This is a genomic window from Sphingomonas phyllosphaerae 5.2, assembly GCF_000419605.1.
In the GTDB taxonomy this organism is placed as follows: domain Bacteria; phylum Pseudomonadota; class Alphaproteobacteria; order Sphingomonadales; family Sphingomonadaceae; genus Sphingomonas; species Sphingomonas phyllosphaerae_B.
In genome coordinates, this window is sequence record NZ_ATTI01000001.1 from 1,400,097 (window position 1) to 1,425,322 (window position 25,226).

A 25,226-nucleotide genomic window follows, 5' to 3' on the forward strand; every position below is an offset into this window, starting at 1 on the left:
ATGCGGCTACCGGACGCGATCGCCGAGCGGATCGGCGATCGTGGTCTGGTGGCGATCGATGACGGGCAATCCGGCGCCGGCGTGTTTCGCGTCGGCGACGATGGTCCTGCGTACTTCCTGAAAGTCGGCGCGGGCGCCGCCGCCGCACTGGTCGTCGACGAAGCCGCGCGGCTGGCGTGGCTGGCTGAGCGTTTTCCTGCCCCACGGATCATTGCCGATACGGTGCAGGACGGCACGGCGTGGCTGGTGACGACCGCGCTGCCGGGCATGACCGCCGGGGCTTATATCAAGGCGGATCGGCGCCGGTCGATCGCGGTCGCGCAGACGCTCGCGGCGTTTCTGCGCCGGCTCCATGCATTGCCGGTCGAAGACTGCCCGTTCGACTCGAGTGTCGGAGCGTGGCTGCCGGTCGTCCGGCGGCTGGTCGCCGAGGGCCAGATCGACGTCGCGGACTTCGATGCCGAGCATGGCGGGTGGAGCGCCGCGCGGGTGCTCGCCAAGGTCGAGGCGCTGGCGGAGCATGCGCGCGGGCAGGCCGTAGTGCACGGCGACTTCTCGCTCGGCAACGTCATTCTGGGCGAGGACGGTGCGGTGGTCGGCTGCGTCGATGTGGGCCGGCTGGGGGTGGGTGACCCGTATCGCGATATCTTCATCGGTTGGCGCGATCTGGGTGGCTTTGGCGCGGAGCCGCAGCGTGCGTTCCTCGACGCGCTCGGGATCGTGGAACTGGAGGCCGATCGGCGCGAGTTGCACCGGGCGCTCGACGAACTTTTCTAGGCCGAGCGACATTCAGCCTGCTTCGCTGCATGCGCCGTCATTGCGAGGGGTGCGAAGCAATCCCTGGCGTCGCGCGAAACGCTGGATTGCTTCGCTACGCTCGCAGTGACGAGTGGCGGGGAGCGGATCTGGTTGAGCGCGGAAGCGCGGTTTGCTCGTACAGTTCAGTAATGTCCGGGGGCGAGCGGTCCTGCACCCGTGAAGCGCTTGCGCTGCATGTCGACCGGCGCAGGCGCGGTCCCCCCGGTTCGGCCGTTACGGTGACAAATGGCTGATGCGCCGGATTCGGGGCGTGGGTCGGCGGGGCGAGCGACCGTAAGGGGAGCGCGTGGCGGCTAACGAGGCGGTAGTCGCGAGCCGCATGAGGGAGGCAGGCCGTCTCGACGCGACACGAGGTCGCTCGCGACGGCGTGGTGCCCTTGGCGCTTGCACTACGGGCTCAGGAATGGAGTTGCCGGACCGACGCGACGCTTCGCCCGGCTTGTCTGAGACGTTCGGCGACCGACGACTTTCTATCGCTGCCTGGAGCTTCGCTGACGAGGCATAACGCAATTGCGGATCAAAGCCGGAGAAGACGGACCGGCTTTGATCCGCAGCGCTTATGCCGTGGGCTTGGCGAGCAGCTCGGGCTCGAGCAGCCGGTGCAGGTGCACCACCACGTACTTCATCTCGGCATCGTCGACCGTGCGCTGCGCGGCGGCGCGCCACGCTTTTTCGGCGCTGGCGTAATCGGGAAAGACGCCGACGATGTCGATCGACGACAGGTCAGCGAAGTCGAGGGTGCGCGGGTCGCTGACGCGGCCGCCGAATACCAGGTGAAGCTTGCTCATGCACGCGCTCCCGAAAGGAGGTTGGACCGTACCGGCGCACCACGATGGCCGCGTCACCGCCCGCTTCGAAAAAGCCGACGGTCGCGGGTGCGATCCGTCGGCTCTCCCACCCGGTACGGGTCGGCGCCGCTTCGCGGCTGCCGGCATGTCCGTTCCCTTAGCGCGGTGTGCCCGCGCTTTGAAGGGGTCAGGACGTGCTCTTGACCTGTTCCTTGCCCGCCTGTGCCGCCGCCGAGCCGGCCGTGCTCGCCGCCTTCAGCACGCCCTGGAACAGCGACTTGGCCTGTCCCTTGGCGGCGTTGGGGGTAAGGCCCAGCTCGTCGAGCTCGGCGCGACCGGCATCCTTTGCCGCGGCGAGCGCGGCGGTGGCGGCGGCGTTGATCTTGCGCCCGACTCCGCCGAGCAGCGCCCTCTCACGCTCACTGCGCGGCAGCAGCGCCGCGACGATGAGCCCGAGCACGAGCCCGCCGACGACGACGCCGAGCGGGTTGGTCTCGATCGTCTCGGCCGTGGCATGCGCAGCGTCGCTGGCACGATGGCGCGCGCTGTCGAACGCATGGTGTGCGGCGTCGCGGGCCTGATCGACGCCGTCGCGCAGGCGGCCGTGCTGCTCGTCCGCGCCGTTATGGTCCTTCTTCGGGTCGGTCATGATGCAATCCTTTCGGCCGGTTTAGCGGAATCCTGGGGGATGGGCACGGTGTCGTGCCGCTTCTTCTTGAAAACGCCTGCGATCCGCTTGCGTGCGAACAGCGCGACCAGCAGCGTCGCCGCGCCCGCGAGTGCGCCCGGGTTACGGCGCGCGGCCTCCGCGCCGGCGCGTGCGACGCGTTCACCGCCGTCGGTGACCTCGGCCAACGCGACGCGCGCAAGGCGGCGCGGCTCCAGCTCGGCCTGCAAGCGCTCGACGGTGCCGTCGAGCCGGCGGCGCGCCTCGGCGGCACGGGCCTCGGCCAGGGTGACGTCGGTCGCGGTCATTCGGTCGCTCCCTGCGACAGCGCCGATTTGCCCGACAGCGCGAGCAACCCGGCGATCACAAGCACCACCCCGACGACCGCCAGCGTCGCCCAGCCGGGGCCGATCAGCGTCGCCAGCGCCATGATCGCGCCGACAAGCAGCGCTATCAGCGCGGCGAGCGCCAGCACACCGGCGATCGCGAACCGGATCGCCGCCGACTTGTAACGCGTGACCGCAAATCCCGCCTTGGCGCGGGCCAGCGCGATCTCCGCCTTCGCCACGTCGCGGGCGTCGGTCGCCAGCTGCGTGACGAGGTGCGGGATGCTATCGGGCAGCACGCGGTCGCGGACGTCCATCGGATCAGACGTCGCGCTGGTCGAGGCCGGCGCCGATCAGCCGCGCAGCGACGAAGCCGAGCCCGGCCGCCACGCCGACGGCGATCGCCGGGCTCTTGCGGACCAGTTCGCGCGCATCGGCGACCAGATCGTCGATGCTCTTGTCCTCGATCGCGCTGGAGAAGCCCTGCACGCGATCAGCGGCGGAGCGAGCGTATTGCCCGTATTGCTCCCCGAGTTTCTCGTCGACCTGTCCGGCGGCATCGGTGAGCAGCTGCGACAGCTGCGTCAGCGCGTCGGCGGCCCTGGCCTTGCCCTCGTCGGCATAATTGCGCGCCTTGTCGGCGGCCTGCTCGCGACCTTTCGACACCTGATCGAGCACCGACTGCTTGGCGTCGGCCAGCGTGCCCGCGCTGGTCGCTTCCGTCGCATTGCTTTCGGGAGTGAAATCGACACCGGCATCCTTGAGAGGGGCGGCGGGGGTGAAGGCGGCATCCGCGGGCGGCGGCGTGACGTCCGCGGCGCTGCTATGCTGGAACGTGTCGCGATCCTGCTCGTCGGCCATGATTCTATCCTTCCGTGGTCGAGGTCAAACAACCCGGTGCCCGCACTCGTGGTTCCATCGCGTTGCAGCATCATCGGCTGCGCGCTAGGAGGCGCGTGACCGTCGCTTCGGCGACAAGCTAGGAGGATCGTTTCGTGACCGCAATCATCGACCTGCACGGACGCCAGATCATCGACAGCCGCGGCAACCCGACCGTGGAGGTCGACGTGCTGCTCGACGACGGCAGCTTCGGTCGGGCGGCGGTGCCGTCGGGCGCGTCCACCGGCGCGCACGAAGCGGTCGAGCGTCGCGACGGCGACAAGGCGCGCTGGGGCGGCAAGGGCGTCGACGACGCACTCGACGCGGTCAACGACGAGATCGCCGATGCGATCATCGGGCTCGACGCCGAGGACCAGCTGGAAATCGATCAGGTGATGATCGAGCTGGACGGCACCGAGAACAAGAGCCGGCTGGGCGCGAACGCGATCCTGGGCGTCAGCCTGGCGGTAGCGAAGGCGGCGGCGGAAGCGCGCGGCCTGCCGTTGTACCGTTATGTCGGCGGCATCGCGGCGCACGTGCTGCCGGTGCCGATGATGAACATCATCAACGGCGGCGAACATGCCGACAACCCGATCGACTTCCAGGAATTCATGGTGGTGCCGGTCGGCGCCGAATCGCTGTCGGAAGCGGTGCGGTGCGGCTCGGAGATTTTCCACACCCTGAAGAAGGGGTTGAGCGAGAAGGGGTTGGCGACCGCGGTCGGTGACGAGGGCGGCTTCGCGCCGAACCTGGCGAGCACCACCGATGCGCTCGATTTCATCATGACCTCGATCGAGCGCGCCGGCTACAAGCCCGGCGAGGACGTGATGCTGGCGCTGGACTGCGCCGCGACCGAGTTCTTCAAGGACGGCAAGTACGTCATTTCGGGCGAGAACCTGACGCTGGAGCCGGGCGCGATGGCGGATTATCTCGCGGATCTGGCCGCGCGCTACCCGATCTTCTCGATCGAGGACGGGATGGCCGAGGACGATTTCGAGGGCTGGAAAGCGCTGACCGACGCGATCGGCAAGAAAGTGCAGCTGGTCGGCGACGACCTGTTCGTCACCAATCCGAAGCGGCTGCGCGACGGCATCGGGCAGGGCCTCGCCAATTCGCTGCTGGTGAAGGTCAACCAGATCGGCACGCTTTCCGAGACGCTGGAGGCGATCCGTATTGCCGAGCGCGCCGGCTACACGGCGGTGATGTCGCACCGCTCGGGCGAGACGGAGGATTCGACGATCGCCGACCTGGCGGTCGCCACCAACTGCGGTCAGATCAAGACCGGCAGCCTCGCGCGGTCGGACCGGCTCGCCAAGTACAACCAGTTGATCCGGATCGAGGAGGAATTGGGCGACATGGGACGCTATGCGGGCCGCGACGTGTTGCGAATGCGCTGATTACGCTTGCCAAGGGCATGGCGACTCGCGAGAATCGCGTCGTCATGCCCCGCACGCCCAATCGCCTCACCCTGACGCTGCGCCGCGCCGCCTTCCCCGCATTGTCGGTGGCGGTGATGGCGTTTTTCGGCGCCTATGCGGTGCTCGGGCCGAACGGCCTGATCGCGCTGGGCGATTACAAGCGCCAGCTGGTCGCGCGCGAGCGCCATTACACGACGCTGGACCAGCGCCGCGCGATGCTCCAGAACCGCGTGACGCTGCTCGATCCACGACACGCGAATCCCGATATGGTGGACGAGCTGGTGCGCAAGGAACTGAACGTCGCGCACCCCGACGAGGTCATCGTTCCGCTCAAGTGAGCCGGGCGGTGACGCGAGCGCGTCGTCCCGGCACTGAGCCGCGCCCACGCCGGCAGGCGCGGGACCCCGGGTCTCGCCGGGATCCCCTCGCATCGGTCGCCTACCGGCCCAGGAACGTGAGCAGGTCTTCGGTCAGGCGGTCGCTCTCGGTGGCGAACAGGCCGTGCGGCGCGCCATCATATTCGACCAGTTGCGCATTCGCGATTCCAGCGGCGGCGGCGCGACCGCTGGTGTCGATCGGCACCGTCTTGTCGGCGGTGCCGTGCAGGACCAGCGTCGGCACGCGAAATGCCGGCAGGTCGGGGCGGAAATCGGTGTGGCCAAAGCTTTCGGCGCATTTCAGCGTCGGTTGCAGACCGGCCTGCATCGCCAGCCGCCACGCCCAGTCGAGCGTCGCTTCGCTGACCGGGCTGGTGACGTAGCCCACCCCGAAAAAGTCCTTGAAGAAGGTGCGGAAGAAGTTCGGGCGGTCGTCGAGGATTCCGGCGGCGATCTGGGCGAGCGTTTCCGCGGGTACGCCGTGCGGATTGTCGTCGGTCCTGAGCATATAGGGCACGACCGAGCCGATCAGTGCGGCGGAGATCACGCCCTTGCCCTCGTAGCGGCTCTGGTAGCGCGCGACTTCGCCCCCGCCCATCGAGAAGCCGACCAGGGTCACGTCCTCGGTAGCACCGGCGGCTTCCATGACGTCGTGCAGGTCGTCGGTGAGCGTGTCATAATCGTAGCCAGTCCACGGCTGGCTGGACCGGCCGAAGCCGCGACGATCATAGGCGATGGCGCGGAAGCCCGCGTCGGCAAGCGCCTTCATCTGCGGATCCCAGCTGTCGGACGACAGCGGCCAGCCGTGGATCAGCACGACGGGGCGGCCCTGGCCCCAGTCCTTCACGTAGATGTCGGTCCCGTCGCGCGTTTTTACGTACGGCATGTGGCTCTCCTTGGCAGAGCAGCCGTAACGGGTGGTCCCGGGCGGCGTTCCTTTGCCTGGCCGATCCGGGTCCGTCGCCCCGGTCACCGCAGGGGTCGCGATATGGGCGAGCGCGGCAGCCAGCGCGGTCTCCGGACACATCTTACCACCGTCATCGCGCTTCGGCGCCTGCTACGCGGCGGGGTGATCCGGGTCGCCGCCGCGTTGCTCGTCGGTCACGATTCGAGAGCATCGCGCCCTCCTCGCGCTTCGCGGTGGAGCGAAATCCCCTTCGTGCCGATGGCACAACATGATCGGAAGGCGCTCTAGCGTCCCGCTTCGGCGAGGAACGCCTCGACCTCGGCCAGCGCCACCGTCTTGTCCAGGTAGGTCTGGCCGATCCCGTGCGAGAGCAGGAAGGGCAGGGTGCCGGCCGACATCTTCTTGTCGTGGCGCATGTGATCGACCAGGCGTGCGGCGGGCGCGACGATGCCGGAAGCGGTGAGCCCGTCGGGCAGGTCGCTGTCGCGCCAGTGCGCCGCGACACGCGCGGCGTCTTCGGTCGCGCAGCGTCCGGTGACCGCCGAGAAGGCGAAGGCGAGGCCGCAGCCGGCGGCGACCGCCTCACCGTGCAGCAGCCGGTCCGAGAAACCCGCCTCGGCCTCCAGCGCGTGGCCGAAGGTGTGACCGAGGTTGAGGAGGGCGCGGCGGCCGGTCGTCTCGAACTCGTCCTCGCCGACGATCCGCGCCTTCGCGGCGACGGCGTGCGCGATGGCGTGCGTCCGCGCATCGGCATCGCCGGCGAGCAGCCGCGCGCCGTTCGTCTCGCACCAGGCGAAGAAATCCGGATCGTCGATCAGCCCGTATTTGACGACCTCGGCATAACCGGCACGCACCTGTCGCGCGGGCAAGGTGTCGAGCACGTCGGGGTCGATCAGCACCGCCTTCGGTTGATGGAAGGCGCCGATCAGGTTCTTGCCGGCGCGCGCGTTGATTCCGGTCTTGCCGCCTACCGACGAATCGACCTGCGCGAGCAGCGTCGTCGGGATCTGCACGAAACCGCAGCCCCGCTTCAGGATCGACGTCGCGAAACCGACGAGATCGCCGATCACCCCGCCGCCGAGCGCCACGACGTGATCGCCGCGTTCGACCCCGAGCGCGAGCAGTTCGTCGGTCAGCCGCTCGAGCGTGGTCCAGCTTTTCGACCCCTCGCCGGCGGGCAGCACGATCTCGGCATGACCGATCCCGGCGGCGTCGAGCGACGCGGTAAGCGTGGCGAGGTGGCCGACGACGTTGGCGTCGGCGACGATCACCACCGGTCGCACGCCGACGATCGGGGCCAGCGCCTCGCCCGCCCGCGCAAGCAGCCCGGATTCGATCCGCACGTCGTAGCTGCGGTCACCGAGCGCCACCGTCACCGTCGTCATTTTCTCAGGGCCTCCATGATCGTGCGCACCGTCACGTCGTGCGGCGCGTTCGCGCTGGGAATGCGCAGGTGCGCCATCGCGTAGAGCGGGTTGCGGACCGCGGCGAGTTCCCGCAGCACGGCGGCGGGATCCTTGCCGCGCAGCAGCGGGCGGGTGTCGCGGCGGCGGACGCGCTCGGCCAGCACCTCCACCGGCGCGTCGAGCCACACCGCGAGCGCATCGGACAGGATCAGCGCGCGGGTGTCGTCGTTGACGAAGGCGCCGCCGCCGGTGGCGATGACCTTCGGACGGCCGTCGATCAGCCGCTGGATCACGCGACGCTCACCGTCGCGAAAATACTCCTCGCCGAACTGGGCGAAAATGTCGGCGATCGACATGCCGGCCGCCGCCTCGATCTCGGTATCGGCATCCACGAACGGCAGCGCCAGCCGCACCGCCAGCCGCCGTCCGACCGTCGACTTGCCCGCGCCCATCAACCCGACGAGCACGATCGGCCGGCCGTTCCAGCGGAACGGACGGCGCGCGGGCCGACGGGACGGAACGGGCGGGCTTTGCAACATCGTCACCGTGGCTATACAGCGCGTTCCGTCCCCGGCAACAGCACGCACGCGCATGGCCGGGACAGGGTGAAGGGCGCGTGTGCAGGTTGGGAATTCCATGACTCGGTTGATTGTCTCCGTCGTGGTGCTGCTGGTGATCGTGCTGGGTGCGCTGTTCTTTTTCGCGGGCCGTGCGACCGAGCAGCCCGTCACCCGCGTCGAGAAGGCGGTCGAGCTTGGCAATCTCGCCGGCTAAACGCGCCGCGCTGGCCGGCGCTGCGGCGTTCGGCCTCGCCGCCGCCGCGGTCGCGCAACAGCGGCCCGAATCGCTGTTGCCGCCCGGCTTCGGCGATAGCGGCGCCGCGCCGTCGACGCCGGCGCCCACGCCGGCTCCTGCGGCAAACGCGCCCGCGACGGCCCCGCGCGTGCAGACGACGACGGCGGACGGTGCGCTGCCGCCGCTTCCGCCGCTGCCGTTTCCGACCCCGACTGCCAGCCCGACGCCGGCACCCACACCGCGTTACGTGTTGCCGGCGTTCGCGCGGCGCTCGCTCGATGCGGTCGGGGCGGACGAAAGCTTCGCGCGGGACGCGTTCGGGCGCGCCGACGGACGCTATGTCGAGCGGCTGATGCGCTACCTCTCGGCGCCGCTGCCGTCGCGGTGGCTGTCGATCGCGCTGCGCCGATTGCTGGTCGCGCAGGTCGATACGCCGGCGCGCGTCAACGGCGCGGATTTCGCGGCCGAGCGCGCGTGGCTGTTGCTGCGCATGGGCGAGTCGGTGTCGGCGCGGGCCGTGGCGCAGGCGGTCGATAGCGACCGTGTCACGCCGAAGCTGCGCGATGTGTGGATGCAGGCGGCACTGGCCACCGCCGATCCGGGTGGATTGTGCCCGCTGGCAGCGAGCGCGGGTGAAGGAGAGCGCGGCTGGATCGTCGCGCGCGCGATGTGCGCGGGGCTGACCGGCGCCGCGCGAACCCAGCCGCTGGTCACCGACATTCGCCGTCGCCGCATCGCGAGCGGCATCGACCTGCAACTGGCGCAGAAGGTAATGGGCGCCGGGCTGAACAGCCGACAGGCGGTGACGATCGAATGGGCGCCGGTGGTGCAGTTGACCGCCTGGCGGTTCGGCCTCGCGACCGCGACCGGTGTGGTTGTGCCCGACGAACTCTACGCGACCGTCGGGCCGCAGGTGCGCGGTTGGCAGGCGCTGGCGCCGGCGATCCCGCTGGCCGAGCGCGTGGCGGTGTCCGATCAGGCGGCGGCGATGGGCGTGTTGTCGAGCGCGGCGATGGTGGATCTGTACGCCGCACTCGGCGACGGGGGCGACGCACCGGCCGCATTGGCCAATGTCGCGGCGACCTTACGCGACGCCTATGTCGGCAACGACCGCGCGACGCGGATCGCGGCGATGGCGAAATTGTGGGACGCCGCGGAGACGCCGAACGCGCGCTACGCGCGGCTGGTGCTGACCGCGCGTGCCGCGGCGCGGCTGCCGGCGTCGTCGGGCGAGGCGGAGGCGGACCGCTTGATCGCGTCGATGCTGACCGCCGGACTCGATCGCAGCGCACAGCGCTGGCAGGGCGCGGTGCCGGTCGGCGGGGACGGCTGGGCGATGCTGGTGCTCGCCGATCCCGACGCGATCGCGCAACTGCCCGCCTCGTCGGTCACCGACTATGCGCCGAAGGGCGGGCTGGCCGAACGCAAGCGGCAGTTGTTCTTCGCCGGGATGGCGGGGCTGGGCCGCCTGCCGGATCGGGCGGTGACCGACCTGGCCGAGCGACTGGCGGTGCCGGTAACCGCGCAGAACGCCTGGACGCGCGCGATCGACCAGGCCGCGGCGGACGGGCAGCCGGGCACCGTGTTGCTGCTCGCCGCGGTGGGGATGCAGGCGAGCGGCTGGGCGCATGTACCGCCCGCCGCGCTGTTCCACATCGTGGCGGCGCTGCGCGCGGTCGGGCTGGACGGCGAGGCACGGATGATCGCGGCGGAGGCGATCGCGCGGCTGTGAGCGACGCCACCGCGATCGAGCGTTTTCTGGAGATGATGGCGGCACAGGCGGGCGCGGCGGCGAACACGCTGGCCGCGTACCGCCGCGACCTGATGCTGGCATCGGCGGCGCTGGACGGCGGGCTGGCAACGGCGGACTGCGCGGCGCTGGAGCGGCTGGCGGACGGCTGGGGCGAATTGTCGAAGGCGACGGTGGCGAGGAAGGCGGCGGCGCTTCGTCGGTTCTTCGGCTATCTCGTCGACGACGGCGACCGTCGCGACGATCCGTCGCCCGCGCTGCCGCGACCGGGTATGAAGCGTAGCCTGCCGCGCACGCTGGACCACGGCGACGTCGAGCGGCTGTTCGCGGCGATCGCTGCGCGGCTGGCGCGCGAACCGGTGATCGCGACGGACTTGCGGCTGTCGGCGTTGTTCGAGCTGCTCTACGGATCGGGGCTGCGCGCGACCGAGCTGGTGTCTTTGCCGCGCGGGTCGATCCATCCCGATCGGCCGTTCCTGATCCTCAAGGGCAAGGGCGGGCGCGAGCGGCTCGTGCCGATCTCCGACCGCGCACGCGCCGCCGTGGCGGCATGGCGCGCGCATGTCGCCACCGATCGGGCGTACCTCTTCCCGTCGGGCGCTACGCATATCTCGCGCGTGCGGCTGTTCCAGCTGGTGCGCACGTTGGCCGCCGAGGCGGGGATCGCGCCGGAGCGGATCAGTCCGCACGTGTTGCGCCATGCCTTCGCGACGCACCTGCTGGAAGGCGGGGCGGACCTGCGCGCGCTCCAGACGATGCTGGGGCATGCCGATATCGCGACGACCGAGATCTACACCCATGTCGACAGTCGCCGGCTGGTCGAGCTGGTCAACGAGCGCCACCCGCTCGTTGACGCGTTGCGAAACCGCGCCTAGCTGCGCCCGATGCGAATTTTCCTCGACTTCGAGAAACCCATCGCCGAACTGCAGGCGCGGATCGACGAATTGCGCGAAACCGGTGCCGAGGGCACGGTCGACATTTCCGCCGAGATCGCCAAGTTGCAGGCGAAGTCGGACAAGCTGCTGAAAGACACGTTCGGCAAGCTATCCCCCTGGCAGAAGACGCAGGTCGCGCGTCATCCGGAGCGGCCGCACTTCAAGCATTACGTCGCCGGGCTGTTCGACGAGTTCGTGCCGCTGGCGGGCGACCGCGCCTTCGGCGACGACCAGGCGATTCTGGGCGGCTTCGCGACGTTCCGCGGGCAGCGCGTGATGGTGCTGGGCCACGAGAAGGGCGACGATACCGCCAGTCGGCTGCGGCACAATTTCGGGATGGGCAAGCCGGAGGGGTATCGCAAGGCGATCCGGCTGCTGGAACTCGCCGATCGGTTCGGCTTGCCGGTCGTGACGCTGGTCGACACGTCCGGCGCATTTCCGGGCATCCAGGCCGAGGAGCGCGGGCAAGCGGAGGCGATCGCGCGTTCCACCGAGGCGTGCCTCGCGCTTGGCGTTCCGCTGGTGTCGGTGGTGGTGGGCGAGGGCGGTTCGGGTGGCGCGATCGCGCTGGCCAGCGGCAACCGCGTGCTGATGTTCGAGCATGCGGTCTATTCGGTGATTTCGCCGGAGGGTTGCGCCTCGATCCTGTGGCGGACCGCCGACAAGGCGCCCGACGCCGCCGAGGCGATGAAGGTGACCGCGCAGGACCTGAAGGGGCTTGGCGTGATCGACGCGATCGTGCCCGAGCCGCTGGGCGGCGCGCACCGCGACCATGATGGCGCGATCCGCGCGCTGGGCGACTGCATCGAGCGGATGCTGCGCGACCTTGCACCGCTGACGCCCGACGCGTTGCGGCATGACCGCCGCACGAAGTTCCTGAAGATGGGTCGCGTCGCCTGACACAGAAAGGGCGGCGGAACCTGAGTTCCGCCGCCCTTTTCGGCATATGTGCGGCAACTCTTACGAGTTGCTTGCCATCTTGCTCGACACGTTGCCGAAGGTGTTGCTGAGCTGGGTGCCCAAGCCCTTCATCGCTGCGATCGCAGCAACGGCGATCAGCGCAGCGATCAGGCCGTACTCGATCGCGGTCGCACCCTTGCTGTTCTTCAGGAACGAACGAATCTTCTGCATGTCGATTCTCCAGTTAATACTTGAAATCTTCGGTACCCGCCGACGTCCTGTTCACAGGGCCATCGATGACTGTTCTAAGATCGCAGGGTTGATAAACATTTAAGCCAGTCACGGGATTTCGTCGTTCGATCAGCGAGTAGTGACCAGATAGCTGTTGATCCTGTCGAACGTCGTTGCGATCGTCGTGCCGACCTGGGTGAGACTGGCGGAAATGCCGAGTGCGATCACCGCCAGGATCAGACCATATTCGATCGCAGTCGCACCGCGCGTCTGCCGCAGCAGCGAGCGGATGATGCCGAGTGGCGAGCGTGCGATGGACAGGCGTGACATGGCTGGCAGGATAAAGCCTAACGGTTAAGGAAGGATCGACCCCGATGCTGGTAGTCGCCGCAGCGCTGATCGACGGACACGGCCGCTGCCTGATGCAGCAACGCCCGCACGGCAAGCGGCACGGCGGGCTGTGGGAGTTTCCCGGCGGCAAGGTCGAGCCGGGCGAACACCCGGCCGACGCGCTGGTGCGCGAACTGGCCGAGGAACTGGCGATCGAGGTGGCGGTCGCCGCGCTGGAGCCGGTGGGGTTCGCGACCGACATGCCGGTGACGATGCTGCTGTACCGCTGCACCGCGTGGCACGGTGCGCCGCTGGCACTTGCGGCGGAGGCGCTGCGCTGGGACGTGCCCGAAGCGCTCGCGGCGCTGCCGATGCCGCCGGTCGACGTACCGCTGCTCGCCGCGCTTGCCCGGTCGTTGCGGGGCGGCTAGGCGTAGGCCCGCGATCAGGCGAGGGAATCCGGTAGGCGACGATCCGGAGCTGCCCCCGCAACTGTGACCGGCGAGCCTCTCGCCCCCTTGCGTGCCACTGGATCCGCCGCGATCCGGGAAGGCCGGGCGGCAGGCGACGACCCGGGAGCCAGGAAACCTGCCCGGTCGCGGTTGTCCTTCGCGCGGACGGGGTGTGCCGGGCGATCGGGGAAATTTTCCCGCGCGACGACGGACGAGTCGGGTCGGCGTGGGAGTTTCGTGGTTGCGAAGGATCGGGATAGCGGCGCGTGGGGCGTTGATGGCGACGGCACCGTTGCTGCTGGGGGCGGCGACGCCTCGTTATCCGCGCATCGTGTCGATCAATCCGTGCCTCGACGCGATCCTGATGCAGGTAGCCGACGCCCGGCAGATCGCGGCGATCAGCATTTACTCGCAGGATCCGCGCGCGACCTCCATTCCACTGGCACAGGCGCGCCGCTTCGCAGCGACGTCTGGCACTGCCGAAGAGGTGGTGGCGCTCCGCCCCGATCTGGTCGTGGCGGGCGGGCATGTCGCGCCCGCGACGGTGGCGGCGCTCGCGCGGCTGCACGTCCATCTCGTGCAATATCCTGTCCCGGCGGACGTTGAGGAGAGCGCGGCGCAGGTTCGCGCGGTCGCGGCGGCGATCGGGCACCCGGATCGGGGCGTGGCCTTGTCGGCACTGATCCTGGCGTCGTCCCGACCGGTGTCGGGAAGGAACATCCCGGCGCTGATCTGGGGTGCGGGCGGGCTGGTGCCCGGCGCCGGCACCTTGCCTGACGACCTGCTGCGCCGTGCCGGGTTCTCCAACGCCAGCAGCGCCTACGGGCTGCAACGCTGGGACATCCTGCCGCTCGAATATCTCGTGGCACGGCCGCCGCGCGTGTTGCTGTCGGTCGCCGCGGCGGAGGGTGGCGGCGAGCGTGCCGAGCGGCACCCGGCGCTCGCACGATTGGGAAAGCGGATCGCGATCGCGCCGTTCGCGGCGCGGCTCATGAACTGCGGTGGACCGTCGATCATCGCGGCGATGGCGCGGCTGCGTACCGTCCGTGCGGAGCTGGTGCGATGACGCGGCTGTCGTGGTGGCTGCTGGCCGGCGTACTGCTCGCGGCGGCGCTGTCGCTGGCGGCCGGCAAGGTGTGGGTGCCGCTGGACGCGTGGACTGCCGCCGACCCGCGCTCGATCATCATCGTCGAGCTTCGCCTGCCGCGTACGATTCTGGCGCTGGCGGTCGGCGCCGGGCTGGGCGTGTCGGGCGCCGCGATGCAGGGTTATCTGCGCAACCCGCTCGCCGACCCCGGGCTGTTCGGCGTATCGTCGGGCGCGGCGTTCGGCGCGGTGTGCGCGCTCTATTTCGGCTATGCCGTGCAGGCATGGCTGCTGCCGGGCTTCGCGCTGGCGGGCGCGGCGGCTACGATGGCGGCATTGGCGTTGATCGCCGGGCGCTCGGGCAGCCTGATCCTGTTCACGCTTGCCGGGATGATCCTGACCAGCATCACCGGATCGCTGACCGCGCTGGCGATCAGCCTGGCGCCGACGCCGTTCGTCGCCTCCGAGATCGTGACGTGGCTGATGGGCGCGCTGACCGACCGCAGCTGGGACGACGTGCGGGTCGCCGTTCCGTTGATCGCGGCCGGCATTGCGCTACTTGCGCGGACCGGCCGGTCGCTCGACGCGCTGACGCTGGGCGAGCAGGCGGCACGATCGATGGGGGTCGATCCGCGACGGTTGCAATTGGCGGTGATCGCCGGGATCGCGCTGGCCGTCGGTGCATCGGTGGCGGCGGCGGGGATCATCGGCTTCGTCGGCCTGATCGTGCCGCATCTCGTGCGGCCGTTTGCGGGGCATCGGCCGTCGGCGACGTTGCTGCCGTCCGCGCTGGGCGGGGCGTTGCTGCTGACGGTTGCCGATTGCGTGGTGCGGCTGGCGCCGACGGTCAGCGAGCTGCGACTCGGCATCGCGATGTCGATGCTGGGCGGGCCGTTCTTCTTCTACCTGCTGGTGTCGATGCGGCGGCGGCTGGCATGACCGTCCTGGCGGCACAGCGACTGTCGTTGACGTTGGGCGGCAAGCCCGTCCTGCATGCGGTGGAGGCCGCGTTTGCCGCGGGTCGCGTCACCGCGCTGCTCGGCCCCAATGGTGCGGGCAAAAGCAGCCTGCTGGCGTGCCTGGCCGGATTGCAGCATCCCGTTGCGGGGCGCGCGATGCTCGGCGAGGGCGACGTGCGCGCGCTGCCGGCGCAGCAGCGGGCGCGGCGGATCGGCTTCCTGCCGCAAGCGGCCGACGTGCACTGGAATATCGATGTGGCGACGCTGGTCGGGCTGGGTCGGCTGCCGTGGCGCGGGCGGTGGGGCGAGACCGACGAGGATCGTGCTGCGGTGACACAGGCGTTGGCGGCGACCGGCATGGCCGGATTCGCGCGGCGTGGGGTCGAGCATCTGTCTGGCGGCGAGCGCGCGCGGGCGCTGCTGGCGCGCGTGTTGGCGGGTCGACCGGAGTGGTTGCTGGCGGACGAACCGCTCGCCAGCCTGGACCCCGCACACCAGCTGGAGGTGGGCGCGCAACTGCGCGCGGTGGCGGCGGCGGGCAGCGGCGTGGTGCTGGTCGTCCACGATCTGAACCTGGCGGCCCGGCTTGCCGACGACGTGGTGCTGCTGCGTGACGGCGGCGTGATCGCGGCTGGCCCGGCGGAGACGACGCTGACGGCGACGCTGGTCGGGGAGACCTACGGCCTGACGGTGGAGACGGGGATCACCGCAAGCGGGCAGCGCTACATCGTGCCGGTCGCGACGATGTCATAGCGGCAGCCGACCGGCCAGCCCGACAGCACGGCCCGACAGCACGGCCCGACAGCACGGCATTGTCATCGCGTGGGCGGGGTGGGATAGCGCGCCTTGTCCCGCGCGTCGGCCGGACAGGGAAGGAAGTGCCTGATGGCCGCGTCGGTCGCCTATCTCATCAACCAATATCCCAAGGTCAGCCACAGCTTCATCCGGACCGAGATCCGCGCGCTGGAGGAGCAGGGGGTGACGGTCGAGCGGTTCGCGGTGCGCGGCTGGGACGCGGAGATCGTCGATCCACTGGACCGCGAGGAGCGCGAGCGGACGCGCTACCTGCTGCGTGACGGCGCGATGCCGCTGGCGGGTGCCACGCTGGGGGCGCTGCTGCGGCGGCCGGGACGCTTCCTGTCGACATTGGCCGCGGCGTGGCGATTGTCGCGCGGGGCCGAGCGCGGATTTCTCTACCACCTGATCTATCTGGCGGAGGCGTGCCTGATGCTGCGGTGGCTGACGCGCAGCGGTGCGGCGACGCACGTCCACGCGCATTTCGGCAGCAATGCCGTACTGGTCGCGCTGTTCGTGCGGATGCTCGGCGGCCCACCGTACAGCTTCACCGTTCATGGACCGGAGGAATTCGACAAGCCGTTGCAATGGAAGCTGACGGAGAAGATCGCGCGCGCGGCGTTCGTGGTCGCGATCACCAGCTTCTGCCGCAGCCAGCTGTTTCGCTGGGCAGATGCCGGCGATTGGGGGAAGATCGCGATCGTCCATTGCGCGATCGACCCGCGCTTCGTGGCGGCGCGCACCACGCCCGCACCCGCGAACGACACGCTGGTCTGCGTCGGGCGGCTGTGCGAGCAGAAGGGGCAGTTGCTGCTGGTCGAGGCGGTGGCGGCGCTGCACGCACGCGGTGTGCGCGTGCGGCTGGTGCTGGCGGGCGACGGCGAGATGCGACCGGCGGTCGAACGAGCGATCGCCGCCGCCGGGATCGGCGCGCAGGTGACCATCGCGGGTTGGGTGAACGCGGACCAGATCACCGAAATGCTTCAGGACGCGCGCGCGCTGGTCCTGCCGAGCTTCGCGGAGGGCCTGCCGGTCGCGATCATGGAAGCGATGGCGCGCGAGCGGCCGGTGCTCTCGACCTATATCGCGGGCATCCCCGAATTGGTGCGTGACGGCGTGGACGGCGTCCTGATCCCGGCGGGCGACGTGCAGGCATTGAGCGGGGCGATCGCACGATTGCTGGCGGCGACGCCGGGCGAGATCGCGGCGATCGGCGCGTCGGCACGCGCGCGCGTGCTGGAGCGGCACGACAGCCACACCGAGGCGGCGAAGCTGGCCGCGCTGTTCGCGGGTGTCGCAAGGGAACCGGGAGTCCCGTCGGGGCTCGGCGGATGATGCACGTCGCGCTTTTACGCCGGCGGGCGCAGTGATTCCGCTCCGTCGGGCCTAGCGCGTGCTGCTGCGCTTTCGGTCGACGACTTCCTCGAAGAAGCTGCGGTAGCGCGCCGCGACGTTCGACCATGCGAAGCCTGCGGCATGGGTGCGGCGAGCGTCGACGCCGGCGCCGCTTTCCGCAGCGCGCAAGGCCGTGCCGATCGCGGCGGTGAGGGCGCCGCGATCCTCGGTGTCGCACAGGAACTGCTCGGTTCCGACCACCCAGCGGGTGCGCGCGCTATCCTGCGCCACCACCGGGAGGCCACACGCCATCGCTTCGATGAAGACGTTGCCGAACGGCTCGTCAAGCGAGAGGTGCATGAAGACGTCGCAGGAGCGGTAGAGCAGCGGCATGTCGGTCGCCGCCGCCGTCAGGCGCGTGTAGCGGCCCGGCAGCACGGCCGCGGCGAGCGCGTCGATCGCGGCGCGCTCCGGCCCGTCGCCGGCGCAGACGAGGTGCGCGTCCGGAATGCCGGCGACCGCGCGTACGCCGTCCGCCACGCGCTTGCTGCCGATCAATGCGCTGACCATCAGGACCAGCGGCTTGTCCTCCGGCAGCCCGAAGCGCGCGCGGTCACCGGGGCCCGGAGTGAAGCGGTCGATCGCGACGCCGTTGGGGATCAGCGCGGCGGGCCAGTGCGCGCGCCCCGCTTCGTAATAATCGGGGTTGATGCAGACGAGTCCGTCGCAGCCGAAGAAACGATACTCGCTGTTCTGCGCACGCACCGGCCAGTCGCCGTTCTGCGTGATGAAGACGTGCGCCGGCTTCGGACCGATCAACGGGCGACTGCGCAGCGCCCAATGGACGAACGGGAACGAGCAGGCGACGGTAACGTCGTAATCGCCGGGTCGATAGCGGCGCAGCATCCCGGGAACGAAGCTCGCTTCCTCATAGGACGTATCGTCGCGCAATGCCGGGAGGTGCGGCATCTTCTCGAACCGCTTGCGCGTGATCGCGCCGGCGTGGAGGAAGCGATACGGCGTCCCGGCGCGCGGCGCGCCCGACCCGATCAGGGTCACCGCGTCGCCACCGCGCGCGAGTTCGCTGGCGATCGAGGTGACGGCGACTTCCGCCCCGCGCTCGATCCGGTGCAATCCGGGCAGCGCGAACAGGATCCGCAGCGTCATGCGCGTGCACGCCCGGTGCAGGAAGGCGTGGCCGCGGTGTCGCAACGCGGGACGAGAGGCTTGCGAAGGGGCATCGGGAATACCTGGGACGCCGGCCGTGCCGTTCGGCGGGTCCGGTAGACGGGATGGAGCCCTTGGCTTATGCGTAAAGCCATGACTGAATCAAGTGTCGGCGTCGTCGTGATCGGGCGGAACGAGGGCGAGCGGCTACGTGCCTGCCTGGCATCGCTCAGCGGGGCGCAGGCGCGCGTCTATGTCGATTCCGGATCCACCGACGGCAGCGTCGCGCTGGCCCGATCGCTCGATTTCGACGTGGTCGAACTGGACATGGACCAGCCGTTCACCGCGGCGCGCGCGCGCAACACCGGTATCGCCCGGCTGCTGCGTGATCACCCGACGCTGGAGGCGGTGCAGACCGTCGACGGGGATTGCGAGGTCCGTCCCGACTGGATGGCCGTGGCGCAGGCCGACATGGCGGTCGATCCGCGCCGCGCGGTGGTCTTCGGACGCCGACGCGAGCGACGGCCGGACGCGAACGCCTATCACGCCGCGTGCGACGACGAATGGAACGTGCCAATCGGCGAGGTCAATTCGTGCGGCGGCGACGCGCTGCTGCGGGTCGTCGCCCTGCGCGAGGTCGGCGGCTACAACGACCTGCTAATCGCGGGCGAGGAGCCGGAGATGTGCGTGCGGCTGCGCGCGCGCGGCTGGCGGATCTGGTCGAACGGACAGGAGATGACGCTGCACGACGTCGCCATCACGCGGCTGACGCAATGGTGGCATCGGTCGCGCCGCACCGGCTACGCCTTTGCGGAACTGGCCGCGCTGCATGGTGACGGCGGCGATCCGGGCTGGCGACGGTTACTGCGCAGCGCGCTCGGCTGGACTGCGATCAACATCGCCGCGATCGTAGGAGTGATACTCTTCGCGCTGCTCGACGACCCGTTGCTGCGCGTGGTCGTGCTGGCCCCGGCGGCACTGGCGGGCGTGCAGTTGCTGCGGATGGCGCGCAGCAAGCGCGCGCGCATCGGCGGCAGGCATGCGCTGCAATGGAGCGGGCTGATGATGGTCGCGAAGGCGGCGCAGACGCTGGGGTGGCTGCGCTTCAAGCTGCAACGCATCACCCGTGCGCGCGCCACGCTGATCGAATATAAGGCTTAGATAGCGTCAGTCGAGGCAGCTGTCCGCCCGGCTAATGACTGACCGGGGACCGGTCCGGCACAAGGCCGCTCGACCGGTGGAGGCGCGACCGGGAATCGAACCCGGGTGCAAGGATTTGCAGTCCTCTGCGTCACCACTCCGCCATCGCGCCTCGAGGCCGGTGAGGGCGCGCAGATGCGGGCAGGCCGCCGCCATGTCAAGCCACCGATTGCAAAGTGCGGCGCGCGCGCGATACAAGCCCGCAGCGCAACGTGTGTTGCATCGATATAACAGCTATGCCACAGGACTGCCGATGACCCTCTCCGCCCCCGCTCTCCGCAACGACGATTCCACCGCGATGCGCCAGGCGATGGTCGCCAGCCAGCTGCGCACCTCGGCGGTCAGCGACCCGCGGGTCGTGGCCGCCATGGCCGAGGTGCCGCGCGAGGCGTTCGTCCCCGCCGGGGTCGCGGCGCTGGCGTACCGCGACACGGCGATCGACCTGGGCGAGGGCCGCTCGCTCAACACGCCGCTCGCGACCGCGCGGCTGCTGGTGCAGGCGCGGCTGCTGCCGAGCGACCGGGTGCTGCTGATCGGCGCGGCGGGTGGATATTGCGCGGCCGTGCTGGCGTCGCTGGTCGCCGAGATCGTCGCGGTCGAATCGAGCCCCGCGCTCGCTGCGCACGCACGTACGGCACTGGCGGCGACACCGAACGTGACGGTGGTGGAGGGGCCGCTGGAAAACGGCCATCCCGAGGGCGCGCCCTATGACGTGTTGGTCGTGGATGGCGCGATCGAGGAGTTGCCCGCTACGCTTGCATCGCAGGTGGTCGACGGCGGTCGGATCGTCAGCGGACTGATCGAGCGCGGCGTGTTCCGCCTCGCTGCGGGCGCGCATCGCGGCGCGGCCACTGCGCTCGCGCCGTTCGCCGATATCGACTCGGTCCGGCTCCCCGGCTTCGCGCGCCCGCACAGCTTCACCTTCTAAGGATCACCGACTTGCGCCTCCGCCCGCTCCTGCCTTTGTCATCGGTTGCCGTCATGCTGGTGCTGGCCGGGGCGAGCCCGGCGGTGGCGGATACGTTGCGGGACGCGCTGGTGCGCGCCTATCGCGACAATCCGACGCTGGCAGCGCAGCGCGCCGCGCAGCGCGCCAACGACGAGAACGTGCCGATCGCGCGCTCGCAGGGGCGGCCCAACGTGGCCGCACAGGGCGGGATCACCGACAATTTCCTGCGTGGAGGCAACAGCTTCACCACCCCGGAGAAGCGCCTGGATGGCCAGATCGGCGTGACCGTACCGCTCTATCAGGGCGGGCGCGTGCGCAACGGCGTGCTGGCGGCTGAAACGCGCGTCGAGGCGGGGCAAGCCAATCTGCGCGGAACCGAGGCGACGACCTTCACGGACGTGGTCAGCGTCTACAACAACGTGATCCGCGACGAGGCGATCGTCGGGTTGAACACGCAGAACGTGCGCGTGCTGGAGACGAACCTGCGTGCCAGCCGCGACCGCTTCGAGGTCGGCGACCTGACGCGTACCGACGTCGCGCAATCCGAGGCGCGGCTGAGCCTGGCGCGCGCGCAACTGCAATCGGCGCAGGCGACGTTGATCTCCAGTCGTGAAAATTACGTGCGGCTGGTCGGCATCGCGCCGGGCGTGCTGGAAGCGCCGCCGGTCTTGCCGAAATTCCCGGCCTCGCCCGATAGCGCCGTGGACGTGGCGTTGCAGGACAATCCGAACCTCATCGCGGCGCGACGGGTACGCGACGCGACCGACTACGACGTGCGGGTCGCGCGCGCGAGCCGCCGGCCACAGGTGAACGCGACGGTTTCGCAGAACTACTTCAACTTTCTCGGCTCGCTGGGGCAAGGAAGCGCGGCGGGGCTGGGCAGCGTGCAGACCGGCAATGCGACCAGCGCCGGCGTGACGCTGAACCTGCCGCTGTTCCAGGGCGGACGACCGGGCGCACTGGTGCGGCAGGCGCAGGAACTGCGCGGTCAGGCGATAGAGCAGGCGACGGCGGCGGAGCGGCAGGTGGTCGCTTCCGCGCGATCGGCCTATGCGGTGTGGCGCTCCTCGCTGGAGGTGATTGCCTCCGCCGAGGCGGCCGTCGCGGCCAACAAGCTGAGCCTGGAAGGCGTTCGCGCCGAGAACAGCGTCGGTACGCGTACCGTGCTGGACATCCTGAACGCCGAGCAGGAATTGCTGAACAGCCAGGTGACGCTCGTATCGGCACGGCGCGACGCCTATGTCGCGGGCTTCGCGCTGCTGGCGGCGATGGGACATGCCGAGGCGGAGGACCTGGGGCTGGACGGCGGGCCGCTTTACGATCCGACTATCCATTACTCGGCGGTGCGCGGCAAGCTGAACGATTTCGACGACGGCGTGCGCGCGCAGCCGGTCGCCAGCAGCACCGCAGGCAGCGTGGCGCAGACCGCGGCGGTGACGCGTCCGCTCGATCCGCTGCTCGAAAGCAATGTTGACAGGACGCCCGCATTGACGACAGGTGTCGATACACCACGCCCGTGAGGTACGGGGTGGCCCGCGTTGCGCGGGTAAAGCGTTGTGAGGACGACCCGATGGCGGATTTGAGCGGCGAGCCATCGATGGAAGACATCCTCGCCTCGATCAAGCGGGTGATCAAGGAAGGTGAGGCGCCTGCGCCGCGGCGCACGCCACCGCCGCCGGCGCGGGACGAGGAACTCGCCGCACGCGACGCGATCCTGGAACTGAACGAGCCGTTGTCGATGCCAACCCCGTCGCCCGTGCAGCAGCAACCTGCGCTCGATCCATGGGAAGAGCGGCTGGCCGCGGCGTCGGCGCCCCTGCCGTCGAACCCTGAGCGGTCGAGCCCCGGGCCGTCGAACCCCGGATTTTCGAGTTCGGTGTCGGCGGCTCCTGCGTCGTCGGCTGCTGTCTCGCAAAGCCCTGTTCCCCCGACCCCCGCGCCGCCCGCCCCCCCGCCGCCAGCGGCGATGAGTGCGCATGAGGTCGACGACTCGCCGGTGGTGTCGCCTGCGACGGTCGAGGCGACGCGCGGGGCGTTGGGTGCGCTGTCGCGGCTGATCGTCAAGCCCGAGGCGGAGAGCGACGGGACGCTCGAGGGGCTGGTGCGCGAAATGCTGCGCCCGATGCTGAGCGACTGGCTCGACCAGAATCTGCCGCAGCTGGTCGAGCAGATGGTGGCGCGGGAGATCGCGAAGATCACCTCCAGCCAGGGCTGACCCGACTCGCGCAGCGGCGGGGGACGACGATTGTCTCCCCTGTCACCTTCTGCTCTATGATGCCGCTCATGAAGAAGCTGACCTTTGCGAGCCTGCTCGCGCTCGCCGCCGTTGCCGCCACCCCGGCTTCGGCGCGGCAACTGACCATTGATGACGTGACCACGCTAAGCCGCGTCGGCGCGCCCGCAATGTCGAAGGACGGGCGCTGGTTGGTCTGGTCGCAACGCGAGACCGACGTAGCGGCCGACCGCGGCCGCTACGACCTGTGGAAGCTCGACCTGACCCGCGCCGATGCACGCCCGGTGAAGCTCGCCGCCGATCCGCAAATGGACGAGAACGATCCACAGCTGATCGGCAGCATCGTCTACTTTGCTGCCGACGATGCGATATGGTCGATGCCGGTCACCGGGGGCACGCCGCGACGCGTGACCGACTTCAAGGGCGGGTTCGGCGGGTTCAAGGTCGCACCGACCGGCGACCGCATCCTGATCTGGGCAGATCGCCGCCCCGGCGCGCCGACGCTGGAACCCGCAACCGACAAGAAGCCTGCCAATGCCGGCGTCGGGCGTACCTACGACAAATTGTTCGTGCGGCACTGGGATACGTGGGCAGACGGGACGCGCTCGCAATTGTTCGTCTTGCCGCTGGCGGGCGGAAGCGCGCGCGGCAACGGGCGCGCACTGGCGCCGGCGCTGCTCGGGGATACACCGTCCAAGCCGTTCGGCGGGGGCGAGGAAGTGACGTGGAGCCCGGACGGGCGCACCGTCTACTTCGCACTGCGCGAGCCAGGGCGGATCGAGTCGCTGTCGACCAACCTCGACATCTTCTCGGTACCTTCGGATGCCAGTGTGGCGCCAGCCAACCTGACCGCCGCCAATCTGGCGACCGACACGCAGCCGGCGGTGTCTCCGGACGGGCGGACCCTGGCGTGGCTGGCGATGCGGCGGCCGGGATATGAGGCGGACCGCTTCGTCGTGACCCTGCGCGATCTTGCGACCGGAAAGACGGTGTCACTGACCGAGCGCTGGGATCGTTCGATCGCGTCACTGCAATGGGCACCCGATTCGCGGTCGCTGTACGTGACTGCCGACGACACGCAGGAGACGCCGCTGTTCCGCGTCGATGCCGCGAGCGGGGCGGTGAGGCGGCTGACCGGCGAGGGGCATGTCGCCGGCGTTGCGGTGGGGCCGCGCGGTGCGGTCGTCGCGCTCGACAGCCTGACCGCGCCGGACGATTTCTACCGCGTCGGCGACGCGCGCGCGCTGATGCGGCTGACCAATGTCAACGCTGCGAAGCTGGCGGGGATCGACATGCCGTCGGTGGAGCGGTTCAGCTTCAAGGGCGCGAACAACGACACCGTGTGGGGCTATGCGGTGCGACCCTCCGGCACGACGGACAAGGTGCCGGTGGCGTATATGGTGCACGGCGGACCGCAGGGGTCGAGCAACAACAGCTGGTCGTATCGCTGGAACCCCGCGGTGTTCGCAGGCGCGGGCTATGGCCTGGTCGCGGTCGATTTCCACGGCTCTACCGGCTACGGTCAAGGCTTTACCGACGCGATCGGCGGCAATTGGGGCGGGTGGCCGCTCGAGGACCTGCAAAAGGGTCTGGCCGCCGCGACCACGCGGTTTTCGTGGCTCGATGCCGGGAACGCCTGCGCGCTCGGCGCCAGCTATGGCGGCTACATGATGAACTGGATCGAGGGGCGCTGGCCGGACCGGTTCAAGTGCATCGTCCAGCATGACGGCGTCTTCGACGCGCGCGCCATGGCCTATGAAACCGAAGAACTGTGGTTCGACGAATGGGAGCACGGCGGAAAGGCCTATTTCGAGGACCCGCAGGCCTTCGAGAAGTGGAACCCGGTCAATCACGTCAAGAAGTGGAAGACGCCGCAGCTGGTGATCACGGGCGAGAAGGACTTCCGCATCCCCTATACGCAAGGGCTGGCGGCGTTCACCGCGCTTCAGCGGCGCGACATTCCGTCGCGGTTGTTGGTCTTCCCGAACGAAAACCATTGGGTGCTGAAGCCGTCGAACTCGCGGCAATGGTATGGCGAGGTCTTGGGGTGGATGGATCGCTGGACCAGGGGCGGCGCGGCGCGCTGAGCGCGCGTCAGGCCGCTGCCAATCTTCCATGCACGGGTGGGAGGACTTCCTCGTCCTCCCACGCCAGCCGCGCCGTCAGGCGCCGCCCGAACGTTCGCAGGGTGTCGATATAGCCGGGCCAGTCCGCCTGGATCAGCTCCGGGGTCCAGCGCGTGACCAGCGCGCTGTAGTCGCTCAGCAAGGTCTGCAAGTCAGCGATCGCTTCGGCATGCAGCGGCGCAAGCGCTTGCCTGTTCAAGTAATTCTGCTCTTCGTTCAGGTACGTCTTCACCGTCTTCGCGAACTTCATCCGCGCGCGCAAGAAATCGCCCATATCGACGTCGGGCCAGCCGGAAACCGCGGCGGTGACCCGATCCATGGCGGATTGCAGTTCTTCGTGTTGATGGCGGACGCGACTCGGCATGGGCAGGGGTGCTCCTCTGTTTCTCCTTATCG

29 protein-coding genes, 1 tRNA gene and 1 riboswitch are annotated in these 25,226 nt (G+C 69.5%); of the genes, 17 read left to right on the plus strand and 13 right to left on the minus strand.

The features are described 5' to 3' along the window. Window positions 1-777, plus strand: a complete 777-nt coding sequence (locus tag SPHPHY_RS0106535) for an APH(3') family aminoglycoside O-phosphotransferase (RefSeq protein ID WP_022685897.1) — start codon at window positions 1-3, stop codon at window positions 775-777. 599 nt (window positions 778-1,376) lie between these two features. On the opposite strand, the gene SPHPHY_RS0106540 is transcribed toward SPHPHY_RS0106535, so the two are convergent. The 5 genes from SPHPHY_RS0106540 to SPHPHY_RS19570 all read right to left on the minus strand — a co-directional run bounded on the left by SPHPHY_RS0106540 (window position 1,377) and on the right by SPHPHY_RS19570 (window position 3,461). After that, a complete protein-coding gene (locus tag SPHPHY_RS0106540; RefSeq protein WP_022685898.1) occupies window positions 1,377-1,607 on the minus strand; it encodes a DUF4170 domain-containing protein in 231 nt (76 codons plus the stop codon). Between the two features lie 187 nt (window positions 1,608-1,794). Continuing rightward, window positions 1,795-2,256: a hypothetical protein gene (locus tag SPHPHY_RS0106545; RefSeq protein WP_022685899.1), complete on the minus strand. Its 462-nt coding sequence runs from the start codon at window positions 2,254-2,256 to the stop codon at window positions 1,795-1,797. After that, entirely contained in the window at window positions 2,253-2,582 is a 330-nt protein-coding gene (locus SPHPHY_RS19565; protein ID WP_022685900.1) for a hypothetical protein, read from the minus strand. The genes SPHPHY_RS0106545 and SPHPHY_RS19565 overlap by 4 nt, the downstream gene beginning before the upstream one ends. Next, window positions 2,579-2,917 carry a phage holin family protein gene (locus SPHPHY_RS0106555; protein ID WP_022685901.1) on the minus strand — a complete coding sequence of 113 codons (339 nt, stop codon included), beginning with the start codon at window positions 2,915-2,917 and terminating at the stop codon, window positions 2,579-2,581. The genes SPHPHY_RS19565 and SPHPHY_RS0106555 overlap by 4 nt, the downstream gene beginning before the upstream one ends. A gap of 4 nt (window positions 2,918-2,921) precedes the next feature. Further along, window positions 2,922-3,461 (minus strand): hypothetical protein, encoded by a 540-nt coding sequence (locus SPHPHY_RS19570; RefSeq protein ID WP_022685902.1) that lies wholly within the window; start codon window positions 3,459-3,461, stop codon window positions 2,922-2,924. A gap of 134 nt (window positions 3,462-3,595) precedes the next feature. On the opposite strand from SPHPHY_RS19570, the gene eno reads away from it, so the two are divergent. Further along, the gene (gene eno, locus SPHPHY_RS0106565) at window positions 3,596-4,876 is read left to right on the plus strand and encodes a phosphopyruvate hydratase (protein WP_022685903.1); all 1,281 of its coding nucleotides are present in this window, start codon (window positions 3,596-3,598) and stop codon (window positions 4,874-4,876) included. A gap of 44 nt (window positions 4,877-4,920) precedes the next feature. Continuing rightward, the gene (locus SPHPHY_RS0106570) at window positions 4,921-5,235 is read left to right on the plus strand and encodes an FtsB family cell division protein (RefSeq protein WP_231370369.1); all 315 of its coding nucleotides are present in this window, start codon (window positions 4,921-4,923) and stop codon (window positions 5,233-5,235) included. Between the two features lie 100 nt (window positions 5,236-5,335). Here the strand turns inward: SPHPHY_RS0106570 and SPHPHY_RS0106575 are convergent, their stop codons facing one another. From SPHPHY_RS0106575 to SPHPHY_RS0106585, 3 genes are all read right to left on the minus strand, one after another. After that, a complete protein-coding gene (locus tag SPHPHY_RS0106575; RefSeq protein WP_028056575.1) occupies window positions 5,336-6,160 on the minus strand; it encodes an alpha/beta fold hydrolase in 825 nt (274 codons plus the stop codon). A 305-nt stretch (window positions 6,161-6,465) separates the two neighbouring features. After that, window positions 6,466-7,566, minus strand: a complete 1,101-nt coding sequence (gene aroB / locus SPHPHY_RS0106580; protein ID WP_022685906.1) for a 3-dehydroquinate synthase — start codon at window positions 7,564-7,566, stop codon at window positions 6,466-6,468. Next, complete coding sequence (locus SPHPHY_RS0106585; RefSeq protein WP_022685907.1) at window positions 7,563-8,126, minus strand: shikimate kinase; 564 nt, start codon at window positions 8,124-8,126, stop codon at window positions 7,563-7,565. Before SPHPHY_RS0106585 ends, aroB begins: the two co-directional genes overlap by 4 nt. Before the next feature lie 97 nt (window positions 8,127-8,223). Between SPHPHY_RS0106585 and SPHPHY_RS22245 the strand changes: the two genes are divergently transcribed. Genes SPHPHY_RS22245 through SPHPHY_RS0106605 form a run of 4 tightly spaced genes read left to right on the plus strand, consistent with a single transcriptional unit; the run spans window position 8,224 to window position 11,967 of the window. Beyond that, the gene (locus SPHPHY_RS22245; protein ID WP_196802135.1) at window positions 8,224-8,361 is read left to right on the plus strand and encodes a hypothetical protein; all 138 of its coding nucleotides are present in this window, start codon (window positions 8,224-8,226) and stop codon (window positions 8,359-8,361) included. Further along, entirely contained in the window at window positions 8,342-10,114 is a 1,773-nt protein-coding gene (locus SPHPHY_RS21915) for a hypothetical protein (protein WP_028056577.1), read from the plus strand. The genes SPHPHY_RS22245 and SPHPHY_RS21915 overlap by 20 nt, the downstream gene beginning before the upstream one ends. After that, on the plus strand, window positions 10,111-11,007 hold the full coding sequence (locus tag SPHPHY_RS21920; protein WP_022685909.1) for a tyrosine-type recombinase/integrase: 897 nt from the start codon (window positions 10,111-10,113) through the stop codon (window positions 11,005-11,007). The genes SPHPHY_RS21915 and SPHPHY_RS21920 overlap by 4 nt, the downstream gene beginning before the upstream one ends. A gap of 9 nt (window positions 11,008-11,016) precedes the next feature. Then, on the plus strand, window positions 11,017-11,967 hold the full coding sequence (locus SPHPHY_RS0106605) for an acetyl-CoA carboxylase carboxyltransferase subunit alpha (RefSeq protein WP_022685910.1): 951 nt from the start codon (window positions 11,017-11,019) through the stop codon (window positions 11,965-11,967). A 60-nt stretch (window positions 11,968-12,027) separates the two neighbouring features. Here the strand turns inward: SPHPHY_RS0106605 and SPHPHY_RS0106610 are convergent, their stop codons facing one another. Then, entirely contained in the window at window positions 12,028-12,198 is a 171-nt protein-coding gene (locus SPHPHY_RS0106610; protein WP_022685911.1) for a Flp family type IVb pilin, read from the minus strand. A 129-nt stretch (window positions 12,199-12,327) separates the two neighbouring features. After that, window positions 12,328-12,528 carry a Flp family type IVb pilin gene (locus SPHPHY_RS0106615; RefSeq protein WP_022685912.1) on the minus strand — a complete coding sequence of 67 codons (201 nt, stop codon included), beginning with the start codon at window positions 12,526-12,528 and terminating at the stop codon, window positions 12,328-12,330. 44 nt (window positions 12,529-12,572) lie between these two features. Between SPHPHY_RS0106615 and SPHPHY_RS0106620 the strand changes: the two genes are divergently transcribed. The 5 genes from SPHPHY_RS0106620 (at window position 12,573) to SPHPHY_RS0106640 (ending at window position 17,155) form a co-directional block, all read left to right on the plus strand. Continuing rightward, window positions 12,573-12,959: a (deoxy)nucleoside triphosphate pyrophosphohydrolase gene (locus SPHPHY_RS0106620; protein ID WP_022685913.1), complete on the plus strand. Its 387-nt coding sequence runs from the start codon at window positions 12,573-12,575 to the stop codon at window positions 12,957-12,959. 21 nt (window positions 12,960-12,980) lie between these two features. Continuing rightward, window positions 12,981-13,118: riboswitch (cobalamin riboswitch) on the plus strand. Between the two features lie 139 nt (window positions 13,119-13,257). Beyond that, the gene (locus SPHPHY_RS0106625) at window positions 13,258-14,046 is read left to right on the plus strand and encodes an ABC transporter substrate-binding protein (protein WP_081645259.1); all 789 of its coding nucleotides are present in this window, start codon (window positions 13,258-13,260) and stop codon (window positions 14,044-14,046) included. Then, on the plus strand, window positions 14,043-15,005 hold the full coding sequence (locus tag SPHPHY_RS0106630) for a FecCD family ABC transporter permease (RefSeq protein WP_022685915.1): 963 nt from the start codon (window positions 14,043-14,045) through the stop codon (window positions 15,003-15,005). Before SPHPHY_RS0106625 ends, SPHPHY_RS0106630 begins: the two co-directional genes overlap by 4 nt. Beyond that, window positions 15,002-15,778, plus strand: coding sequence for an ABC transporter ATP-binding protein (locus tag SPHPHY_RS0106635; RefSeq protein ID WP_022685916.1), 777 nt, complete (start codon window positions 15,002-15,004; stop codon window positions 15,776-15,778). Before SPHPHY_RS0106630 ends, SPHPHY_RS0106635 begins: the two co-directional genes overlap by 4 nt. A gap of 132 nt (window positions 15,779-15,910) precedes the next feature. Further along, window positions 15,911-17,155 carry a glycosyltransferase gene (locus SPHPHY_RS0106640; RefSeq protein ID WP_022685917.1) on the plus strand — a complete coding sequence of 415 codons (1,245 nt, stop codon included), beginning with the start codon at window positions 15,911-15,913 and terminating at the stop codon, window positions 17,153-17,155. Window positions 17,156-17,206: 51 nt separating this feature from the next. On the opposite strand, the gene SPHPHY_RS0106645 is transcribed toward SPHPHY_RS0106640, so the two are convergent. Beyond that, a complete protein-coding gene (locus SPHPHY_RS0106645; RefSeq protein ID WP_022685918.1) occupies window positions 17,207-18,322 on the minus strand; it encodes a glycosyltransferase family 4 protein in 1,116 nt (371 codons plus the stop codon). Between the two features lie 153 nt (window positions 18,323-18,475). On the opposite strand from SPHPHY_RS0106645, the gene SPHPHY_RS0106650 reads away from it, so the two are divergent. Further along, entirely contained in the window at window positions 18,476-19,483 is a 1,008-nt protein-coding gene (locus tag SPHPHY_RS0106650; RefSeq protein WP_028056579.1) for a glycosyltransferase family 2 protein, read from the plus strand. Window positions 19,484-19,560: 77 nt separating this feature from the next. On the opposite strand, the gene SPHPHY_RS0106655 is transcribed toward SPHPHY_RS0106650, so the two are convergent. After that, window positions 19,561-19,634: transfer RNA gene (locus SPHPHY_RS0106655), tRNA-Cys, on the minus strand. A gap of 141 nt (window positions 19,635-19,775) precedes the next feature. On the opposite strand from SPHPHY_RS0106655, the gene SPHPHY_RS0106660 reads away from it, so the two are divergent. From SPHPHY_RS0106660 to SPHPHY_RS0106675, 4 genes are all read left to right on the plus strand, one after another. Further along, window positions 19,776-20,450, plus strand: a complete 675-nt coding sequence (locus tag SPHPHY_RS0106660) for a protein-L-isoaspartate O-methyltransferase family protein (RefSeq protein ID WP_022685920.1) — start codon at window positions 19,776-19,778, stop codon at window positions 20,448-20,450. Between the two features lie 53 nt (window positions 20,451-20,503). Beyond that, window positions 20,504-21,991, plus strand: a complete 1,488-nt coding sequence (locus tag SPHPHY_RS0106665) for a TolC family outer membrane protein (RefSeq protein ID WP_081645260.1) — start codon at window positions 20,504-20,506, stop codon at window positions 21,989-21,991. 50 nt (window positions 21,992-22,041) lie between these two features. Then, window positions 22,042-22,686 carry a DUF2497 domain-containing protein gene (locus SPHPHY_RS0106670; protein ID WP_022685922.1) on the plus strand — a complete coding sequence of 215 codons (645 nt, stop codon included), beginning with the start codon at window positions 22,042-22,044 and terminating at the stop codon, window positions 22,684-22,686. Between the two features lie 68 nt (window positions 22,687-22,754). Next, complete coding sequence (locus tag SPHPHY_RS0106675; protein WP_028056580.1) at window positions 22,755-24,791, plus strand: alpha/beta hydrolase family protein; 2,037 nt, start codon at window positions 22,755-22,757, stop codon at window positions 24,789-24,791. Between the two features lie 7 nt (window positions 24,792-24,798). Here the strand turns inward: SPHPHY_RS0106675 and SPHPHY_RS0106680 are convergent, their stop codons facing one another. Then, window positions 24,799-25,194 (minus strand): hypothetical protein, encoded by a 396-nt coding sequence (locus SPHPHY_RS0106680; protein WP_156025049.1) that lies wholly within the window; start codon window positions 25,192-25,194, stop codon window positions 24,799-24,801. Window positions 25,195-25,226 lie beyond the last annotated feature (32 nt).

Bases quoted from the DNA above. Each gene is read 5' to 3' on its own strand.
- SPHPHY_RS0106625 (WP_081645259.1), top strand. From the start codon at position 13,258: ATGGCGACGGCACCGTTGCTGCTGGGGGCGGCGACGCCTCGTTATCCG.
- SPHPHY_RS0106675 (WP_028056580.1), top strand. From the start codon at position 22,755: ATGAAGAAGCTGACCTTTGCGAGCCTGCTCGCGCTCGCCGCCGTTGCC.
- SPHPHY_RS0106540 (WP_022685898.1), bottom strand. From the start codon at position 1,607: ATGAGCAAGCTTCACCTGGTATTCGGCGGCCGCGTCAGCGACCCGCGC.
- SPHPHY_RS0106570 (WP_231370369.1), top strand. From the start codon at position 4,921: ATGCCCCGCACGCCCAATCGCCTCACCCTGACGCTGCGCCGCGCCGCC.
- SPHPHY_RS0106650 (WP_028056579.1), top strand. From the start codon at position 18,476: ATGACTGAATCAAGTGTCGGCGTCGTCGTGATCGGGCGGAACGAGGGC.
- SPHPHY_RS0106630 (WP_022685915.1), top strand. From the start codon at position 14,043: ATGACGCGGCTGTCGTGGTGGCTGCTGGCCGGCGTACTGCTCGCGGCG.
- SPHPHY_RS0106660 (WP_022685920.1), top strand. From the start codon at position 19,776: ATGACCCTCTCCGCCCCCGCTCTCCGCAACGACGATTCCACCGCGATG.
- aroB (WP_022685906.1), bottom strand. From the start codon at position 7,566: ATGACGACGGTGACGGTGGCGCTCGGTGACCGCAGCTACGACGTGCGG.
- SPHPHY_RS0106645 (WP_022685918.1), bottom strand. From the start codon at position 18,322: ATGACGCTGCGGATCCTGTTCGCGCTGCCCGGATTGCACCGGATCGAG.
- SPHPHY_RS19570 (WP_022685902.1), bottom strand. From the start codon at position 3,461: ATGGCCGACGAGCAGGATCGCGACACGTTCCAGCATAGCAGCGCCGCG.
- SPHPHY_RS0106545 (WP_022685899.1), bottom strand. From the start codon at position 2,256: ATGACCGACCCGAAGAAGGACCATAACGGCGCGGACGAGCAGCACGGC.
- SPHPHY_RS0106615 (WP_022685912.1), bottom strand. From the start codon at position 12,528: ATGTCACGCCTGTCCATCGCACGCTCGCCACTCGGCATCATCCGCTCG.
- SPHPHY_RS19565 (WP_022685900.1), bottom strand. From the start codon at position 2,582: ATGACCGCGACCGACGTCACCCTGGCCGAGGCCCGTGCCGCCGAGGCG.
- SPHPHY_RS0106670 (WP_022685922.1), top strand. From the start codon at position 22,042: ATGGCGGATTTGAGCGGCGAGCCATCGATGGAAGACATCCTCGCCTCG.
- SPHPHY_RS0106620 (WP_022685913.1), top strand. From the start codon at position 12,573: ATGCTGGTAGTCGCCGCAGCGCTGATCGACGGACACGGCCGCTGCCTG.
- SPHPHY_RS0106555 (WP_022685901.1), bottom strand. From the start codon at position 2,917: ATGGACGTCCGCGACCGCGTGCTGCCCGATAGCATCCCGCACCTCGTC.
- SPHPHY_RS0106575 (WP_028056575.1), bottom strand. From the start codon at position 6,160: ATGCCGTACGTAAAAACGCGCGACGGGACCGACATCTACGTGAAGGAC.
- SPHPHY_RS0106635 (WP_022685916.1), top strand. From the start codon at position 15,002: ATGACCGTCCTGGCGGCACAGCGACTGTCGTTGACGTTGGGCGGCAAG.
- SPHPHY_RS0106605 (WP_022685910.1), top strand. From the start codon at position 11,017: ATGCGAATTTTCCTCGACTTCGAGAAACCCATCGCCGAACTGCAGGCG.
- SPHPHY_RS0106665 (WP_081645260.1), top strand. From the start codon at position 20,504: ATGCTGGTGCTGGCCGGGGCGAGCCCGGCGGTGGCGGATACGTTGCGG.
- SPHPHY_RS22245 (WP_196802135.1), top strand. From the start codon at position 8,224: ATGACTCGGTTGATTGTCTCCGTCGTGGTGCTGCTGGTGATCGTGCTG.
- SPHPHY_RS0106535 (WP_022685897.1), top strand. From the start codon at position 1: ATGCGGCTACCGGACGCGATCGCCGAGCGGATCGGCGATCGTGGTCTG.
- SPHPHY_RS0106680 (WP_156025049.1), bottom strand. From the start codon at position 25,194: ATGCCGAGTCGCGTCCGCCATCAACACGAAGAACTGCAATCCGCCATG.
- SPHPHY_RS0106585 (WP_022685907.1), bottom strand. From the start codon at position 8,126: ATGTTGCAAAGCCCGCCCGTTCCGTCCCGTCGGCCCGCGCGCCGTCCG.
- SPHPHY_RS0106610 (WP_022685911.1), bottom strand. From the start codon at position 12,198: ATGCAGAAGATTCGTTCGTTCCTGAAGAACAGCAAGGGTGCGACCGCG.
- SPHPHY_RS0106640 (WP_022685917.1), top strand. From the start codon at position 15,911: ATGGCCGCGTCGGTCGCCTATCTCATCAACCAATATCCCAAGGTCAGC.